Annotated in this window: 13 protein-coding genes; 7 read left to right on the forward strand and 6 right to left on the reverse strand. The window is 66.5% G+C overall.

All coding sequences use genetic code 11. The annotated features are described in order from the left end of the window. Positions 1-35: 35 nt before the first annotated feature. Positions 36-899 (reverse strand): MaoC/PaaZ C-terminal domain-containing protein, encoded by an 864-nt coding sequence (locus ABZS43_RS22140; RefSeq protein WP_355037815.1) that lies wholly within the window; start codon positions 897-899, stop codon positions 36-38. Next, positions 896-2,269 carry a 3-oxoacyl-ACP reductase gene (locus tag ABZS43_RS22145; RefSeq protein WP_355037816.1) on the reverse strand — a complete coding sequence of 458 codons (1,374 nt, stop codon included), beginning with the start codon at positions 2,267-2,269 and terminating at the stop codon, positions 896-898. The genes ABZS43_RS22140 and ABZS43_RS22145 overlap by 4 nt, the downstream gene beginning before the upstream one ends. A gap of 237 nt (positions 2,270-2,506) precedes the next feature. Between ABZS43_RS22145 and ABZS43_RS22150 the strand changes: the two genes are divergently transcribed. Next, complete coding sequence (locus ABZS43_RS22150) at positions 2,507-3,817, forward strand: acetyl-CoA C-acetyltransferase (RefSeq protein WP_355037817.1); 1,311 nt, start codon at positions 2,507-2,509, stop codon at positions 3,815-3,817. 346 nt (positions 3,818-4,163) lie between these two features. Here ABZS43_RS22150 and gnd read toward each other — a convergent pair whose 3' ends face one another. Continuing rightward, complete coding sequence (gnd, locus tag ABZS43_RS22155) at positions 4,164-5,192, reverse strand: phosphogluconate dehydrogenase (NAD(+)-dependent, decarboxylating) (protein WP_355037818.1); 1,029 nt, start codon at positions 5,190-5,192, stop codon at positions 4,164-4,166. A gap of 527 nt (positions 5,193-5,719) precedes the next feature. Here gnd and ABZS43_RS22160 point away from each other — a divergent pair. From ABZS43_RS22160 to ABZS43_RS22170, 3 genes are all read left to right on the forward strand, one after another. Further along, the gene (locus ABZS43_RS22160; RefSeq protein WP_355037819.1) at positions 5,720-7,414 is read left to right on the forward strand and encodes a VanW family protein; all 1,695 of its coding nucleotides are present in this window, start codon (positions 5,720-5,722) and stop codon (positions 7,412-7,414) included. Positions 7,415-8,119: 705 nt separating this feature from the next. Next, complete coding sequence (locus ABZS43_RS22165) at positions 8,120-8,326, forward strand: hypothetical protein (protein ID WP_355037820.1); 207 nt, start codon at positions 8,120-8,122, stop codon at positions 8,324-8,326. A gap of 242 nt (positions 8,327-8,568) precedes the next feature. Further along, positions 8,569-8,892 (forward strand): hypothetical protein, encoded by a 324-nt coding sequence (locus ABZS43_RS22170; RefSeq protein ID WP_355037821.1) that lies wholly within the window; start codon positions 8,569-8,571, stop codon positions 8,890-8,892. 70 nt (positions 8,893-8,962) lie between these two features. On the opposite strand, the gene ABZS43_RS22175 is transcribed toward ABZS43_RS22170, so the two are convergent. After that, a complete protein-coding gene (locus ABZS43_RS22175) occupies positions 8,963-10,048 on the reverse strand; it encodes a DUF4185 domain-containing protein (RefSeq protein ID WP_355037822.1) in 1,086 nt (361 codons plus the stop codon). 274 nt (positions 10,049-10,322) lie between these two features. On the opposite strand from ABZS43_RS22175, the gene ABZS43_RS22180 reads away from it, so the two are divergent. Then, positions 10,323-11,465 carry a GGDEF domain-containing protein gene (locus tag ABZS43_RS22180; protein ID WP_355037823.1) on the forward strand — a complete coding sequence of 381 codons (1,143 nt, stop codon included), beginning with the start codon at positions 10,323-10,325 and terminating at the stop codon, positions 11,463-11,465. A 66-nt stretch (positions 11,466-11,531) separates the two neighbouring features. Here the strand turns inward: ABZS43_RS22180 and ABZS43_RS22185 are convergent, their stop codons facing one another. Further along, positions 11,532-13,367 (reverse strand): acyl-CoA dehydrogenase, encoded by a 1,836-nt coding sequence (locus ABZS43_RS22185; protein ID WP_355037877.1) that lies wholly within the window; start codon positions 13,365-13,367, stop codon positions 11,532-11,534. A 297-nt stretch (positions 13,368-13,664) separates the two neighbouring features. Between ABZS43_RS22185 and ABZS43_RS22190 the strand changes: the two genes are divergently transcribed. Both ABZS43_RS22190 and ABZS43_RS22195 read left to right on the forward strand, forming a co-directional pair. Further along, positions 13,665-14,258 (forward strand): alpha/beta family hydrolase, encoded by a 594-nt coding sequence (locus ABZS43_RS22190; RefSeq protein WP_355037824.1) that lies wholly within the window; start codon positions 13,665-13,667, stop codon positions 14,256-14,258. 46 nt (positions 14,259-14,304) lie between these two features. Next, positions 14,305-14,799, forward strand: a complete 495-nt coding sequence (locus ABZS43_RS22195; protein ID WP_355037825.1) for a VOC family protein — start codon at positions 14,305-14,307, stop codon at positions 14,797-14,799. Positions 14,800-14,857: 58 nt separating this feature from the next. Here the strand turns inward: ABZS43_RS22195 and ABZS43_RS22200 are convergent, their stop codons facing one another. Further along, the gene (locus ABZS43_RS22200; protein ID WP_355037826.1) at positions 14,858-15,547 is read right to left on the reverse strand and encodes a class I SAM-dependent methyltransferase; all 690 of its coding nucleotides are present in this window, start codon (positions 15,545-15,547) and stop codon (positions 14,858-14,860) included. Between the last annotated feature and the right edge of the window lie 10 nt (positions 15,548-15,557).

Below are 15,557 nucleotides of genomic sequence, written 5' to 3' on the forward strand. Positions count from 1 at the left end.
CGAATCACCAGGATTCGAGGCCTTCGGCGATTCGTTCAGCGCAGGGTCGCCGTCAGATGCGGGTACCCCTTCTTCGGATGCCGCAGCGCGAGATCCCAGCCGCCGTCGATCTGGTCCGCGTACACGTTCACCGTGGACGGCAGCAGAATCGGCTTACCGAATTTCACCGCGTAGGTGGTCTTTTCGGTGATCCGACCCTCGATGGCACCGAGAATGGCCGCTGCCGACCACATTCCGTGGGCGATCGGCTTCGGGAATCCGAAGGCTTTGGCGCCCAAGGCCGAGGTGTGGATCGGGTTGTGATCACCGGAGGCCGCGGCATACCGGTTGATCGTCTTCTGATCCGCCCGCAGCGTGCGCAGCGGCGGCGGGGGAACCTCGTCCGGCTTGGGTTCGGGCTTGGGCCCGCCCGACAGCGAGGTCCGCTGCTGGTGCAGGAACGTGGTGACCTGACGCCACACCAGTTCCCGCCCGACCTTCACCTCGGTGACGGCGTCGACGAGCAGGCCCTTGGGATGCTCGCGCAGATTCTCGATATGGGTGTCGAAATCCAGCGGCTCGGCCACCGAGATCTCACGCGCGCGCTCTATCCTGTTCTCCGCGTGCACCGCTCCCACCGCGACGAACGGGAAGTCGCGGGCCACGACCAGTTGCATGGCCAGCGGGAAGCTCAGCACGAACGGGTAGGTCAGCGGCAGCGAATCGCCGAAACGCAATCCGGTGGCCCGGCAGTACGCGGCCAGATGATCCGGGTCGACCCGGAAACCCTCGAGCCGCACGACCCGATCCGGCAGCGAGGATTTGCGCTGGGAAAGCAAGGGCACCGCGCCGAGTGCGGCCTTGACGAAGAGTTTGCTGTTCTTCGGCGGTTCGGTGAGCGAGATCGTCTGCGTCATCATGCTCCGATCAGGCTCTGCCCGCAGACCCGAACGATATTGCCGCTCACCGCATTCGACGCCGGGCTGGCGAAGTAGGCGATGGTCTCCGCGACATCGACGGTCTGGCCGCCCTGTAACAGCGAACTCATCAGCCGCCCGGCTTCGCGGGTGGCGAGCGGGATGGCCGCGGTCATCGCCGTCTCGATGAAGCCCGGCGCCACCGCGTTGATGGTGATGCCCTTCTCCGCTAGTTTCGGCGCTTCGGCGGCGACCATGCCGATGACACCGGCCTTGGACGCGCCGTAGTTGGTCTGGCCGCGGTTGCCCGCGATACCGGCGATGGAGGACACATCGATCACGCGTCCGCCTTCCCTGAGCGCGCCGCGCGCGACCAGGCCCTCGGTAATGCGATGCGGCGCGGCCAGATTCACGTTGATAACGGAATTCCAGCGGCCCTCGTCCATATTGGCGAGCAGTTTGTCGCGGGTGATGCCCGCGTTGTGCACGATGATGTCGATGCCGCCGAACCGCTCGGTGGCGAATTCGGCCAGCTTCTCGGCGGCGTCGGCGGCGGTGACGTCCAGCGCCAGCGCCGTCCCGCCGACCTTGTTCGCGGTCTGCGACAACGCCTCGCCCGCGGCCGGGATATCGGCCACGATGACGGTGGCTCCGTCACGGGCGAAGACTTCGGCGATGGTCGCGCCGATACCGCGTGCCGCGCCGGTGACCACGGCGACCTTGCCCGCCAGCGGCTTGTCCCAGTCGGCCGGTGCGGTGGAATCGGCCGAGCCGACCCGGATGACCTGGCCGTCGACGAAGGCCGACTTCGCCGAGAGCAGGAAGCGCAGTGTGGACTCCAGTCCGCTGGCGCTGGGGGCGGCCTCCGGCGACAGGTAGACCAGTTGCGCGGTGGAGCCGCGCAGCAGTTCCTTACCGACCGAACGAGTGAAACCCTCGAGCGCGCGCTGGGCGATCTGCTCGTCGACGCTCGCGGTGAGTTCGGGCGTCGTACCGATGACGAGGACGCGACCCGACGGGGTGAGGCTGCGCATGGCGGGTTGGAAGAATTCGAACAGCTGCGCGAGATCCTCGACGGAGCGGATGCCGGTGGCGTCGAAGACGAGCGCGCCGTGCTTCGCGCCCTGGCTCAGCGAGTCGGCGAAGGTGTAGTCGGACAGCAGTGCGCGCACCGGCTCGGCCACGCGGCCCTTGCCGCCGATCAGGACGGGACCGGGCAGCGGCGGTTCGCCCTTGGCGTAGCGGCGCAGATTCTCCGGCTTCGGCAGGCCCAGCTTGCTCGCCAGGAACTGGCCGGGGGCGGAGTGTACGAACGATCCGTAGAGGTTGGGTGCGCCCTTGCTCTTGCTGACCGAGCTCTTGCTGGCTGCCACAATTCCTACCTTTTCTGTGTCTCGTGGTGGTCTCGTGTACTCATGCCCCGAGGCGAACGTGCTGAACACGTGCGGGGTACGGTGTCGACAATTAACTTACTCCAGAGTAAGTTTAAAGTAAACCGATATCGCCGCTCGCCCGACTCGCCGACGGAATCTCCTTTCTCGGCCCGGCGTGACGGCGCGCGGACAGTTGTTCCCAACGCATATGCCCACCCACGAGACCTGGAGACTCGAGTGACAAGCAAAGCCCGTTCGGCCAAGACCCCACGGCAGCCGCGCCCGATCGCGATCGTGGGCGGTAACCGGATTCCGTTCGCCCGCTCCGACAAGGCGTACGCGCACGCCTCCAACCAGGACATGTTCACCGCCGCGCTGGACGGACTCGTCAGCCGATTCAACCTGCAGGGTGAACGTCTCGGGATGGTCGTCGGCGGCGCCGTGCTCAAGCGCGTCGGCGAGCACAGCCTGATCCGCGAGAGTGTCCTCGGCTCCAAGCTGAGCCCCTACACCCCGGCCCACGATCTACAGCTCGCCTGCGGTACCGGTCTGCAATCCATCGTCACCGTCGGCGACGCGATCGCCGCGGGCCGCATCGACGCCGGCATCGGCGGCGGCACCGACACCACCTCCGACGCGCCGATCGGGGTCAGCGAGGGCATGCGCGAGTGGATGCTCGACGCGAACCGCGCCAAGTCCAACAAGGACCGCCTCAAGCTCGTCGGTCAGCTGCGTCCCGGCATGCTCGGCATCGAGATCCCGCGCAATGCCGAACCGCGCACCGGACTGTCCATGGGCGACCACGCCGCCATCACCGCCAAGGAATTCGGCGTCGCCCGCGAGGCCCAGGACGAGCTGGCCTATCTGTCGCACAAGAATATGGCCGCCGCCTACGATCGCGGTTTCTTCGATGACCTGATCACCCCCTTCCTCGGTCTGACCCGCGACGACAATCTCCGTCCCGGCTCGACCGTCGAGAAGCTGGCCACGCTGAAGCCCGTCTTCGGCGTCAAGGCCGGCGGCGCGACCATGACCGCGGGCAACTCCACCCCGCTGACCGACGGCGCGTCCGCGGTGCTGCTGTCCAGCGACGAGTGGGCCGCCGAGCGCAACCTGCCGACCCTGGCCTACCTCGTCGATTCCGAGGTCGCCGCGGTCGATTACATCCACGGCCCCGACGGCCTGCTGATGGCCCCCACCTACGCGGTGCCGCGCATGCTGGCCCGAAACGGGTTGACCCTGCAGGATTTCGACTACTACGAGATCCACGAGGCCTTCGCCTCCGTGGTGCTCGCCACTCTGCAGGCCTGGGAATCCGACCAGTACTGCAAGGAGCGCCTCGGCCTGGACGGCGCCCTCGGCTCGATCGACCGCACCAAGCTGAACGTCAACGGTTCGTCCCTCGCCGCGGGCCACCCCTTCGCCGCGACCGGCGGCCGCATCGTCGCCTCCACCGCGAAGATGCTCGCCGAAAAGGGTTCGGGCCGCGCCCTCATCTCCATCTGCGCCGCGGGTGGTCAGGGCGTCGTCGCGATCCTGGAGCGCTGAGAAGGGTAGTGCGCGATCGCGCGGCATCCGGTCCCGTCGGTCGGGTGCCGCCGACTCGCGGTGAAAGCGGCGGGTGACTCGCACAGTGGAATCGAGAGGTGGCATCCGATCCTTCCCCGGGATCGGATGCCACCCTCTGCCGTATCCCGGTTCCGGCCGGATCGGTTGACCGCAGCGGAAGCCGTAGTGGTGCCGAAGCGGACCGGATGGGACCAGCCGGTGAAAAACTACTGCAATCGGGCTTTCGGGGTGAGCGGAACGGCCGGTTTGTTCTTCTGACCGGGGGTAATAGGTGCGGGCGTTCCAGCCGTGGGTGTGGTGACAAGAAGCCGTTTCGTTGTAGCCCTTACCCTTTCGGCAATTCGTGATGCCCGCCGAAGGCCTCGCGCATGGCCGAGAGCATCTTGTCCGCGTACAGCGAATCGCCCCGCGAGGAGAAGCGCTGGAACAGCGCCGCCGCGAGGACGGGAACGGGTACCCCGATGTCGATCGCGGCATCAACGGTCCAGCGTCCCTCGCCGGAATCCGAGACCCGTCCATCGAAGGAATCCAGGTTCGGATCGGCGTACAGCGCGCCCGCGGTGAGGTCCAACAACCACGAGGCGATGACCGAGCCGCGTCGCCACACCTCGGTCACCTCCGGAATATCGAGGCGATACCGGTAGTACTCCGGGCGTTCGAGCGGCGTCTCCTCGGCGGAGTACGCCCCGGACTGCTCCGCGCCGTAGTTCGCCTTGTGCAGGATGCTGAGGCCCTCCGCGTAGGCGGCCATCGCCCCGTATTCGATGCCGTTGTGCACCATCTTCACGAAATGTCCCGCACCCGCCGGACCGCAGTGCAGGTAGCCCTGTTCGGCGGTGGACGGCTCCCCGGTTCGTCCCGGTGTCCGTTCGGCGGCCTCGACGCCGGGCGCGATGGATTTCAGCAGCGGATCCAGATATTCGACAGGTCCGGTCTCGCCGCCGATCATCAGGCAGAAGCCGCGGGTCAACCCGAAAACACCGCCCGAGGTGCCGATATCCACGTAGTGAATGCCCTTGGGGGTCAACTCGGCGGCCCGCTCGATGTCCTGGTGGTACCGACTGTTGCCGCCGTCGATGACGATATCGCCCGGTTCCAGCAGATCGGCCAGCTGGTCGATCACCGCCCCGGTCGCGCCCGCGGGGATCATCACCCACACCACGCGTGGCGTGCGCAGCCTCGCGACGAAATCCGGCAGATCGGTACTGCCTTCGAAGCTGTCTCCCAGTTCGGCCTTGAGCGGGTCGATCTTGCCCGCGGCGCGTTCGTAGCCGACGCACGTGTGTCCGTCCCCGACGACGCGTCGCACGATATTGGCGCCCATACGGCCGAGGCCGATCATTCCTAGCTGCATTCGGTCCATCTCCCTCGTGTCTGGCGAGCGATGTGGCGAGAGTCACGCCCGATTCTTTCCGCGGTGGTCCTCACCGATCCTGCGTGAGTCGTGTAACGCGCTGTGCGCTGCGCCGATAAACAGATCGGCTCCGCGTAGTTGCCAGACCCCCGACCCGGCAACTGCGCGGGGCTCTTTCACGTGCCAGTGGTTTTCCTCGCGCGATACCATCCGCGCCTTCGTGCTGTGCGGACGTGGGCGATAGCGGCCACTATCGTTGGGGAGATCCGCACAGTGCGGGTTCCTTGAAGCTTCAGCGGGGAGGACGGTTCGTGACGAGCGAGTCGAGCACCGGAAGTCACGACCGAGGCCGGCAGCACGGCGAGGTCGGGCTACGTCAGCTCCTCGAATCGAACCGGGCGGGTGAGCCGCCGACCCAGGGCTGGGGTTCCGCGCCGACCCAGCCTCTGCGTACCCAGCGCCCGACGCCGCCAAACACCCCGAGACCGAGATCGCCGCGCCCGCCCGCGCAACCGCCGCGCTCGAACGTGGCGTCCGCACCGAACCCGTGGTGGAAATCGCCGACGACAACGCGGGTCGGCGTCGCGGTCGGCGCGGTGCTCGCTCTGGCTGTTATCGGTTACCTCGCGGACCGGGTGAGCACCTCCGGCGAGGTGCCACGTGGCGTCGTGGTCGCCGGTGTCGATATCGGCGGAATGGAACCCGCCGCCGCGGACTCCAAACTCCATGCCGCACTGGGTAACCGGTCGAACGAGGAATTGCCGCTGCGCATCGGTGACGTGCAGACCAGTATGGTTCCGGCCGCCGCGGGACTCCAGGTCGACTGGGACGCGACCTGGCAGCGTATCGGCGGTCAGCCGACCAATCCGTTCACCCGATTCGCCTCGTTGTTCGGCATGCGTCACGTTCCCGTCGCGAGCCGTGTCGACGAGGCCGCGTTGAATCAGCAGCTCACCTCGTTGCGCGTGCACGACCGCCCGACCGTCGAGGGCACCATCGAATTCCACAGTGGCAAACCGGTCGCGGTGCCGCCCGTGCCCGGCCGTGAAATGGACACGGCCGCCGCGCGCACCCTGCTCATCGACAGCTGGGTCCTCGGTGCGGCCGTCGACTTGCCCGTGGTGCCCGCGCCGTTGACGGTGCGCCCCGAGGCCGTCGACCAGGCGTTGCACCAGGTCGCCGAGCCCGCCGTGCGGGCGGATGTGTTCTTCGCGGGCAAGGGCGGCGACGCCAAACTCGACCCGGCCCAGATCGCGACCCTGATCTCCTTCGCGCCGGACGGACACGGCGGGCTCGGCCTCGCCGTCGACCAGAACCTGGCGGTCGGCCTGCTCGCGCCGCAATTGGCTGCCTCCGAGGTCCAACCCAAGGACGCGACCTTCACCGTCGCCGGTGGCGCCGCCCGGGTGGTACCCGCGGTGATCGGCGACAAGATCAATTGGCCCAAGACGTTGGAACAACTCCCCGCCCTGCTGGTCGCACCGCAGGAGCGCACCGGAAAGGCCGTCTACGAAAAGGTGGAACCGGCCCTCACCACCGAGGCCGCGGAGGCCCTCGGCATCGTCGAGCCCATGGGAGTTTTCACCACCGGCGGCTTCAGCGGTCCCTCCGGCGTCAACATCCGCACCGTCGCGCAAAAGGTCAACGGCGCGGTGATCAAACCGGGAGACACCTTCTCCCTCAACGAGTTCACCGGTCCGCGCGGCACCGCCGAGGGCTACGTCGAATCCGGCATCATCGACCACGGCCGCCCCAGCACCGCCGTCGGCGGCGGGATCAGCCAATTCGCCACCACTCTCTACAACGCCGCCTATTTCGCGGGCCTGGAGGACGCGGGCCACACCGAGCACAGCTACTACATCTCCCGCTACCCGGCCGCCCGCGAAGCCACCGTCTTCGACGGCGCCATCGACCTCCAATTCCGCAACAACACCCAATCCGGTGTCTACATCGAGACTTCGGCGACCGGCTCGGAGATCACCGTCCGGCTCTGGGGCACCAAAACCGTCAATGTCGAGTCCGTCACCGGCGAGAAGACCAAACCCACCGAACCCAATACCGTCACCTTGCCCAAGGGCAAGGACTGCATCGCCTCCGAGGGCGCTCCCGGGTTCACCATCTCCGACACCCGCATCATCACCGACCGCAAGACCGGACGCGAAATCTCGCGCCATACCCGGACGGTGAAGTACGACCCGATCCCGGTCGTCAAGTGCGAGTAGGCATTACGCTGACTGGTTCTGAAATCGCGCACCTGCGACGCTGATCGGCGGCGATCATCTCAGCGGTGCGAATGCCGAGGTATCCGCGAATCATTCTGGGGCACCGTGTCTTCGGCGAGCCGTAACTCGATTCCGATATCGACGCACAGCGCGCCCGACGGGTGCGACTCGGTGTCTGTCGTGTCCACTAGCGGTGCGGCATGGTCGATGACCGGGTTTGCCCAAAAGGTTGGCGTGATCGAAATGAGCATGCCTACGTTACATTCCCCAGTGGTGAATTTTGTCTCAAGATAGCTGAACTATTGCCATATGTTCGATAGCTGCCCCTCTAATTGGGGGGGTGCCGTGTTTGCTCGGAACGTAGCGTGCCCCCACAAGTTATGTCTCGCAATTCTGGAATCCGTCATCGGAACCCCGGAAAGCGGGGGCATCTCCGATTCGCCTGCGCATGCATTTCAGCGAGAAACCACCTGTTAGCAGTAGGGATCTACCATTGTGGGTAAATCCTTGCGATTTCTGTTTCCTTCTGAAGTCTCACGGATAAGTCACGCATTGTGAAACACCCGTTAACCTCAGGCAATGCCGATTGGATCTACCGGTTGGAATGTGCTGCCGGGTTATGCCGGGTCCGTGATAGGACTGTTCCCAGTCGTTAGCTGGTCCGCTAACGGCATGGGAAACAACTCGATGGGAATGATTCAGGTCATGAAGAAGATTTCGATGTTCGTGCTGACCGGCGCCGCCGCCGCAGGCATCGTCCTCTCCGGCGCGGGCATGGCCGCCGCCGCAGGCGAAACCACACCCCCGCCCGCTGCGGGCACGGGCTCCTCGGAGTCGCTGGCCAAGGTCTTGCAGGCCCTCGCGACCGGTTCGTCGAAGCCGGGCGAGCCCCCCGCTCCGACCGCTCAGTAATCTTCGCGGTGCGGACCGGCCCCACTGCGGCAGGCGCCGTCGTGGTGGGGCCACTCGTTTCGGCGGGTGTCCGCCCGTTCCGCGGGAATCCTGACCGCTGCCGTCCGGATCGAACGGACGATTTAGCACGTCGTTCGCTGCCCGTTCACCACCACGTCGCAGGTCGAAAATCTCGCGTGATGAGCATGTGCCGGTCGGCTGACTTTCGCGCCGACCGGACTTTCGAGAAAAGGGATATCTCCATGCGCATGATTCGCCTGTTCGGTACTGCGGTCGCGGCGGCCGGAATCGTTCTCTCCGGTGTCGCGGTGGCTTCCGCCGATGTGCCCACTGCCGCGCCGGTGCTCGAGCCGTACACCGGGTCGGCGTCGGGTTCGTCGAATTTCGGTACCGGGTTGTCGAATCTGCTGTCGACCGGATCGGGTGACGTCAAGCCGCTGCCGACGCGCTCGGAAATCGCGACCGGATACGACAACCCGTGGCTGGACGGCTGGGGCAACGGCTCGGGCAACCTGGCGATCGGGCTGTACCGCCTGTTCGGAAGCGGGTCGTCCACCCCGGCCTGATCCGCCCACGGCGACGCGACGAATACGGAAACGGCCCGGAGCGATCCGGGCCGTTTCGTCGTAGCCGCCACTACCCCAGCGGTGTTCGCATGAGAACGACGTTGTACTGGGTGTGGATGGTGAGCAGGAAGTACAGGTCACGCCCGGTCTGATACGGGAAGATCATCGGGGCGTAGGCGGTGGGCAGCGACGGCGCGTCGATGAGTACGCGCGGCGCACCCCACGGACCTTCCGGCGACGGTGCCGTGCGCATCACGACCGAATTCGCCGGATCGGTTGTCAGCATGACGTATTGACCGAGGTAGTCGTTCCACATCACCGACAGTTCGGCCACATCACCGACGACGGGCGCGGCGACCTTGATGTCGGGCTTCCACTCCTTGCCGTCCCAATACTCGTAGGTATCGAGATTCGCGATATCGGCTTCCTTTGTGCGGGAGACGAATCCGGGATTCGCGCGCCCGGCGGGGGTGCCATATCGGTAGACGTAACCGCCCGCCTTCACGAAGGCGCTCTGCTGGAAGTTCTGCCAGCCGTCGACATTCGCGCGGCGGGTGTTGGGCAATTGCGCCCAGGTCTGCCCGCCGTCACCGGAGACGGCGAGGGTGGAGAAGTTCGTCGTCCACTTGCCGTGCTCGCCCCACCCCTGCACCGACATCATGCTCATGTACTGCACACCGCCCACCGAAATGCCCGCGGTGGGAATGAAACTGATCTCGATACCGGGAATTTTGGGGCTCGGCAACGGATTCGGCACGACGCTGTCGAAGAATATCCCGTTCGACGGATCCTTGGTGGTGCTGCGGAACAGCACATTGGATGTCCACGCCCACACGCTGCCCGCCAGCAGATTGGGTATGCCGAGTCCGGCGCTGTCGCCGAAGGCGGTGATCATGTTGCCGCGGCCGTCATCCCACATGATGCCGAGGTCGGTGCCGAGCAGGTTGACGTTCTGGGTGCGGTTCGGGCTGTCCATGCCAGTCATCTGGAAGACGGCCCGGGTGGAGCCGGACAGCTGTGGAAGTCCGCGCCAGCCGTTCAGCCCAGGGATCGGGTTCACATTGTTCGGATCGGCGACGGACGGGCCGGCGAATCCGATGGCGAGCACCGCGCCGATGGCACAGGCTCTGGTCAGTGCCGACAGCGATCGTTTCATCCGGACGAATCCCTCCTGTGGCGCGCGGTCTGCCCGCAACATTGTGCCCGTTGATCGTGAATTCGTGTGGTGTACGGCACTGTGGGGCGGGACACGTTCACCGGATCGAGTCCTTCGGGGAATCACCAAGATCGTCCCCGCCGACTGCATATAGTGGGCTGGAGCACATATGCGCGCGTCGGGCATGCGTCCGCCGGTCCTAGACTGCTCGGATGACCAGGCGAGATCCGGCACCCGGTGATCTCACGCTCGGCGCTGACGATGATCGACGCGCATGGTCTCGACCACGGGTGAGCTGATGGATGACGACAAGACATTGCGTGCCTGGTGGCGCGACCCGGTCGACTACCACTGGCTGATCCGCACCCTCGCGGCTCGATCCGCGTTGCGGCCGCTGAAGTGGTTGGTCGGGCTGCCCGGGGTCAGCCTGGTCGTTCTGTCCATGGTGATCGCCGGGACCTCTTTCGGGCCCCCCGGCCATCCGAGTCCGGCGACTGTTATCGGGGTGGTCACCGGGGTGTGCTGGACACTGCGGTGGTGGCTGTTGCCCTGGCCGGGCAAGGCGGAGTCACTGCTGTTGATGGGATTCGTCGATGTGTTGTTCACTGTCGCGTTCCTGCAGGTGACGGACCGTCTGTTCGGGGCCATGGGCGCGATTCTGTTCGTGGCGTCCGGCAGCTACCTGGCTTTCTTCCACAGCGCCAAGGTATTGGCCGTTCATGCCGTATGGGCGCTCATCTCGGTCGTGGTCCTGTCGTCGCTGGTGGCGATCGACGGCGGTGATGTCCGGCTGGCGGTGGCCGCCGCGCTGCTCATGGTGGGGGCGGTCGCGGGCGCGCTGCCCGCCCTGCAGTTCATGTATTGGCTGCTGCGCACCGAATCGCTGTCGGACCCGCTGACGGAACTTCTCAACAGGCGCGGCCTCGAGAACCGCCTGCCGCGGCTGATCGACGGGCACAGCGCGATCTGCGTCATGACCTTCGACCTCGACCGATTCAAGAGTGTCAACGACACCTTCGGTCACCGGGTCGGCGATACCGTGCTGATCCGGACGGCCCGGCGGTTGCGCGCCGCCGCGGATACCGACGCGGTGGTGGCGCGCACGGGCGGCGAGGAGTTCGTCATCGCCGCGCCGATCACGCCCGCCGATGCCAGGGCCGAAGCGGAACGCCTGCGCCGCGCCGTCGCCGTGACGACCGAATCGGAGGTCGAGGTGACGGCGAGCGTCGGCGTCGCGGTCTTCGACGCCGACGCCCACGCGGACAGTCCCCGGCCCGCGCCGGAGATCCTGCTGCAACGTGCGGATGCCGCGATGTACCGGGCGAAGGAGTCGGGCGGGAATCTGGTCGTCATCGACGAGTTGACGCCGGTGCGCGGCGAGGAGTATCTGCCCCCGTTCTTCCCCGATACGAAATAGCGCTGACGTGCGAAACGGCCCGGAGACTTCTGCCTCCGGGCCGTTTCGCAGGTATTCAGCGACTCATCAGAACGCGGCTTCGTCGAGCTCCATGATGTCGTTGTCCAGGTTCGACAGGATGGCGCGGGTCGCGGTCAGCTCCGGCAGGATATTGCGGGCGAAGAACTGCGCGACGCCGACCTTGCCGGTGTAGAACGCCACGTCCGACCCGGTCGCGCCGTTGTCGAGCGCCTTGATGGCGACATCGGCCTGACGCAGCAGCTGCCAGCCGATGAGCAGATCGCCCACCGAGAGCAGGAAGCGCACCGAACCAAGACCGACCTTGTACAGCTCGGTCTGATCCTGCTGGGCTCCCATCAGGTGCCCGGTCAGGGTGGCGGCCATGGCCTGGACATCCTCGAGCGCGGTCGCGAGCAGCTTGCGCTCGGCCTTGAGACGGCCGTTACCCGCCTCCGACTCGATGAACTTCTGGATCTGTCCCGCCACGTGGGCCAGGGCGACGCCACGGTCGCGGGCGATCTTGCGGAAGAAGAAGTCCTGCGCCTGGATGGCGGTGGTGCCCTCGTAGAGGGAGTCGATCTTGGCGTCGCGGATGTACTGCTCGATCGGGTAGTCCTGCAGGAAGCCGGAGCCGCCGAAGGTCTGCAGCGATTCGGTCAGGTACTGGTAGGCCCGCTCGGAACCGACGCCCTTGACGATCGGCAGCAGCAGATCGTTGACGCGGAAGGCGATGTCCTCGTCCGCACCCGAGACCAGCTGCGCCACGTCGGCGTTCTGGTGGGCGGCGGTGTAGAGGTAGATGGCGCGCAGGCCCTCGGCGTACGCCTTCTGGGTAGCCAGCGAGCGGCGCACGTCCGGGTGGTGGGTGATGGTGACGCGCGGCGCGGTCTTGTCGGTCATCTGGGTGAGGTCGGCGCCCTGCACGCGGGTCTTGGCGTACTCCAGCGCGTTCAGGTAACCGGTCGACAGGGTCGCGATGGCCTTGGTGCCGACCATCATGCGGGCGTTCTCGATGACGTCGAACATCTGCGCGATGCCGTTGTGCACCTCGCCGACCAGCCAGCCCTTGGCGGGTACGCCGTGGCCGCCGAAGGTGACCTCACAGGTGGCCGAGACCTTGATGCCCATCTTGTGCTCGACATTGGTGACGAAGACGCCGTTGCGATCACCCTTGGTCTTGGTGTCGAAGTCGAAGTGCCACTTGGGTACGTAGAACAGCGACAGGCCCTTGGTGCCAGGTCCCGCGCCCTCGGGGCGGGCCAGCACCAGGTGCATGATGTTCTCGAACAGGTCGTCGGAGTCGCCCGAGGTGATGAAGCGCTTGACGCCCTCGATATGCCAGGAGCCGTCTTCCTGCTTGATCGCCTTGGTGCGGCCCGCGCCGACGTCGGAACCGGCGTCGGGCTCGGTCAGCACCATGGTGGCGCCCCAGTTGCGGTCGGCGATGACCTGGGCCCACTTCTTCTGCTCGTCGGTGCCGTTGTTGTAGAAGACCTGCGCGAAGCCCGCGCCCGCCGCGTACATCTGCGCGGGCGGGTTGGCGCCGAGGATCATCTCGCCGAGTGCCCAGCCGATGACGCTGGGGGCGCCGAGGCCGCCGAGCTCCTCGCGGACGGGAACCTTGGACCAGCCGCCGTCCTCGAGGGCGCGGTAGGACTTCTTGAACGATTCCGGCAGAGTGACGGTGTGGGTGTTGGGGTCGAAGGTCGGCGGGTTGCGGTCGCCGTCGGCGAACGAGTCGGCCAGCGGGCCCTCGGCCAGGCGACGCACCTCGCTGAGCATCTCCTTCACCGTCTCGGTGTCCAGATCGCCGTAGGCGCCGGATTCGAGGAGGGAACCCAGGCCGAGCACCTCGAAGAGGTTGAACTCGAGGTCGCGGACGTTGCTCTTGTAGTGACCCATTTCGGTACTCACTCTCCGTTGAGTTGGTGCGGTCGGTTGTCTGCCGTTCCCGCCCGTTCTTCGCTCCACCGGGTAGCCGGTTTTCCGCATGCTACTCGCGGGTAACTTACTCGGTATATTACCGGCCGGTAATCGAGTCGGCAAAGGCTCGAGCGGGGAATGTGACGCGGAGAACACCGCCACGCCGTTGCCGCGCCGCGACTCACCTAGTAGGTGAGCGCGGTGTGAGCGGAATGCGGGGCGCAGCCGCCGGTGTTGTGGCGGGTCACCAGCCCAGGGTGGGCGATACCGTGAGGTGTGCAGATCGAGACGAGTGCGGGGCCCGCCGAGGTCGAACTCGACAAACCGCGTGGCGCGCGCTTCCTGCTGCTGCTGACCCATGGCTCCGGCGGCGGTGTCGACGCCGCGGATCTGCTGGCTGTGCGTGATACGGCACTGGAATCGGGTGGCGCGGTGGCGCGGGTGGTGCAGCCGTACCGGGTCGCGGGCCGTCGCGCCCCCGGTTCCGCCGTCGCGCAGGACGCGGCGTGGCTGGAAATCGTCGCCGCGATGCGCAAGCGGGTGCGTAAACCGCTGATCCAGGGCGGTCGCAGCAATGGTGCGCGCGTCGCCTGCCGGACCGCCGTCGCCGCTCGGGCCCGCGGCGTGCTCGCGCTGTCGTTTCCCCTGCATCCGCCGGGTAAGCCGGAGAAGTCCCGGCGCGAGGAACTACTCGCCGTCGGCGATATCGAGGTGGTGGTCATCAACGGGGCCAACGACCCCTTCGGCATCCCCGACCCGGCCGATGCCGCCGAAGTCCGCGTCGTCCCCGGCCAGCCGCATTCCTTCCGCGGCGGTTTCGATGTCATCACCGCGACCGTGAGCCCATGGCTGCGGCGCTGGTCGCAGTGAGATCGCCGCGCTCCGGCGGATAGATCTCGCCGCGCGGCAGCCGTACATGGCGGCCGAATATGTCGGACAGTGCGCCTATAACTGGAATATGGCATTGAGTTGGAAGTTGGTCGTCGACAGCGCGAATGCGCCGGACCTCGCGGACTTCTGGGCCGCCGCGCTCGGTTACGAGGTGGAGGATCCCAGCGCGCTCATCGAACGGCTATTGGCCGCCGGTCATATCGGTGAAGACGCCGTCGTCGAGCACAACGGCCACAGGATCTTCCGCGGTCTGGCCGGTATCCGCCATCCCGACGACCCGTTCGACGACATCAGCGGCGTCGGCCACGGTCGTCGGCTGCTTTTCCAGGATGTGCCCGAGCCGAAGTCCGGCAAGAACCGTCTGCACGTGGATATTCACAGTGAGCCGGGTGGTCTCGACGCGCTGGTGACCCGGCTCGAAGTGCTCGGGGCGACCAGGGTGCACGAGGTGGACCAGGGGCCTGCCGGTCACTGGTGGGTGATGCGAGATCCGGAGGGCAACGAATTCTGCGCGGCGTGAGGCAGGCACGGCGGGTCGCCGGTCGGCGATAACCGCACCGGTGAGCGGCATCCGCTTCCTATTCGATTGTCGCGGAAGGGGTGTCGGGGGTTGGGGGACGAGTTGCCACCACCAGGGCGTCGATGGCGTCGCGGTCTTCGGTGGGCCGGTGCACGCGGCCGGCCAGGCGGATGTCGAGATGGAACGGGGCCAGGTCGGCGGTGATGTCGTCGGGGGTGAAGAGGATGGCGCGATCCTGGGGGCCGCCGAAACCTTCGGTGAGGTTGATCGTGTCGTGGCCGAGGACGAGCAGCGTGCCGCCGGGGGAAAGGCGGTTGGCGGCGTCGTGCAGAACGGTGCGGCGCTGGTCGGCGGGCAGGTGCAGGAAGACCATCAGGATCAGTTCGAAGGGGCCGGTGACCCCTGCCGCGTCCAGTTCGGTGACGTCGGCGCACTGCCAGGTGATGCGGCTGCGTACCGAGCGGGACAGCCGCGTCGCGACGGTTCTGCCCTTGTCGACTCCCACCTGGGAGTAGTCCACCGCGTGCACCTGCCAGCCGTGGGTCGCCAGCCAGAGCGCGTTTCGGCCTTCGCCGCACGCGAGATCGAGGGCGCGAGGCAGGGCGGGCGGTTCACCGCCGGGTATGTCGGGCAGCAGCGGGGTCGTGCGTTCCAGCCCGTACACGTGCTCCACCACGGTGTTGTTCGGCGGCGCACCCCACACCAACTCGCCCTGCGCGTAGCGTGCGTCCCAATCAGCGGCCTCCATAGTGCGGAGT

This window comes from Nocardia sp. NPDC005366 (assembly GCF_040606855.1).
In the GTDB taxonomy this organism is placed as follows: Bacteria; Actinomycetota; Actinomycetes; order Mycobacteriales; family Mycobacteriaceae; genus Nocardia.

Coding starts and splice junctions, on each gene's coding strand:
- ABZS43_RS22140 (WP_355037815.1), bottom strand. CDS start 899: ATGATGACGCAGACGATCTCGCTCACCGAACCGCCGAAGAACAGCAAA.
- gnd (WP_355037818.1), bottom strand. CDS start 5,192: ATGCAGCTAGGAATGATCGGCCTCGGCCGTATGGGCGCCAATATCGTG.
- ABZS43_RS22165 (WP_355037820.1), top strand. CDS start 8,120: ATGAAGAAGATTTCGATGTTCGTGCTGACCGGCGCCGCCGCCGCAGGC.
- ABZS43_RS22170 (WP_355037821.1), top strand. CDS start 8,569: ATGCGCATGATTCGCCTGTTCGGTACTGCGGTCGCGGCGGCCGGAATC.
- ABZS43_RS22175 (WP_355037822.1), bottom strand. CDS start 10,048: ATGAAACGATCGCTGTCGGCACTGACCAGAGCCTGTGCCATCGGCGCG.
- ABZS43_RS22180 (WP_355037823.1), top strand. CDS start 10,323: ATGGTCTCGACCACGGGTGAGCTGATGGATGACGACAAGACATTGCGT.
- ABZS43_RS22185 (WP_355037877.1), bottom strand. CDS start 13,367: ATGGGTCACTACAAGAGCAACGTCCGCGACCTCGAGTTCAACCTCTTC.
- ABZS43_RS22195 (WP_355037825.1), top strand. CDS start 14,305: ATGGCGGCCGAATATGTCGGACAGTGCGCCTATAACTGGAATATGGCA.
- ABZS43_RS22200 (WP_355037826.1), bottom strand. CDS start 15,547: ATGGAGGCCGCTGATTGGGACGCACGCTACGCGCAGGGCGAGTTGGTG.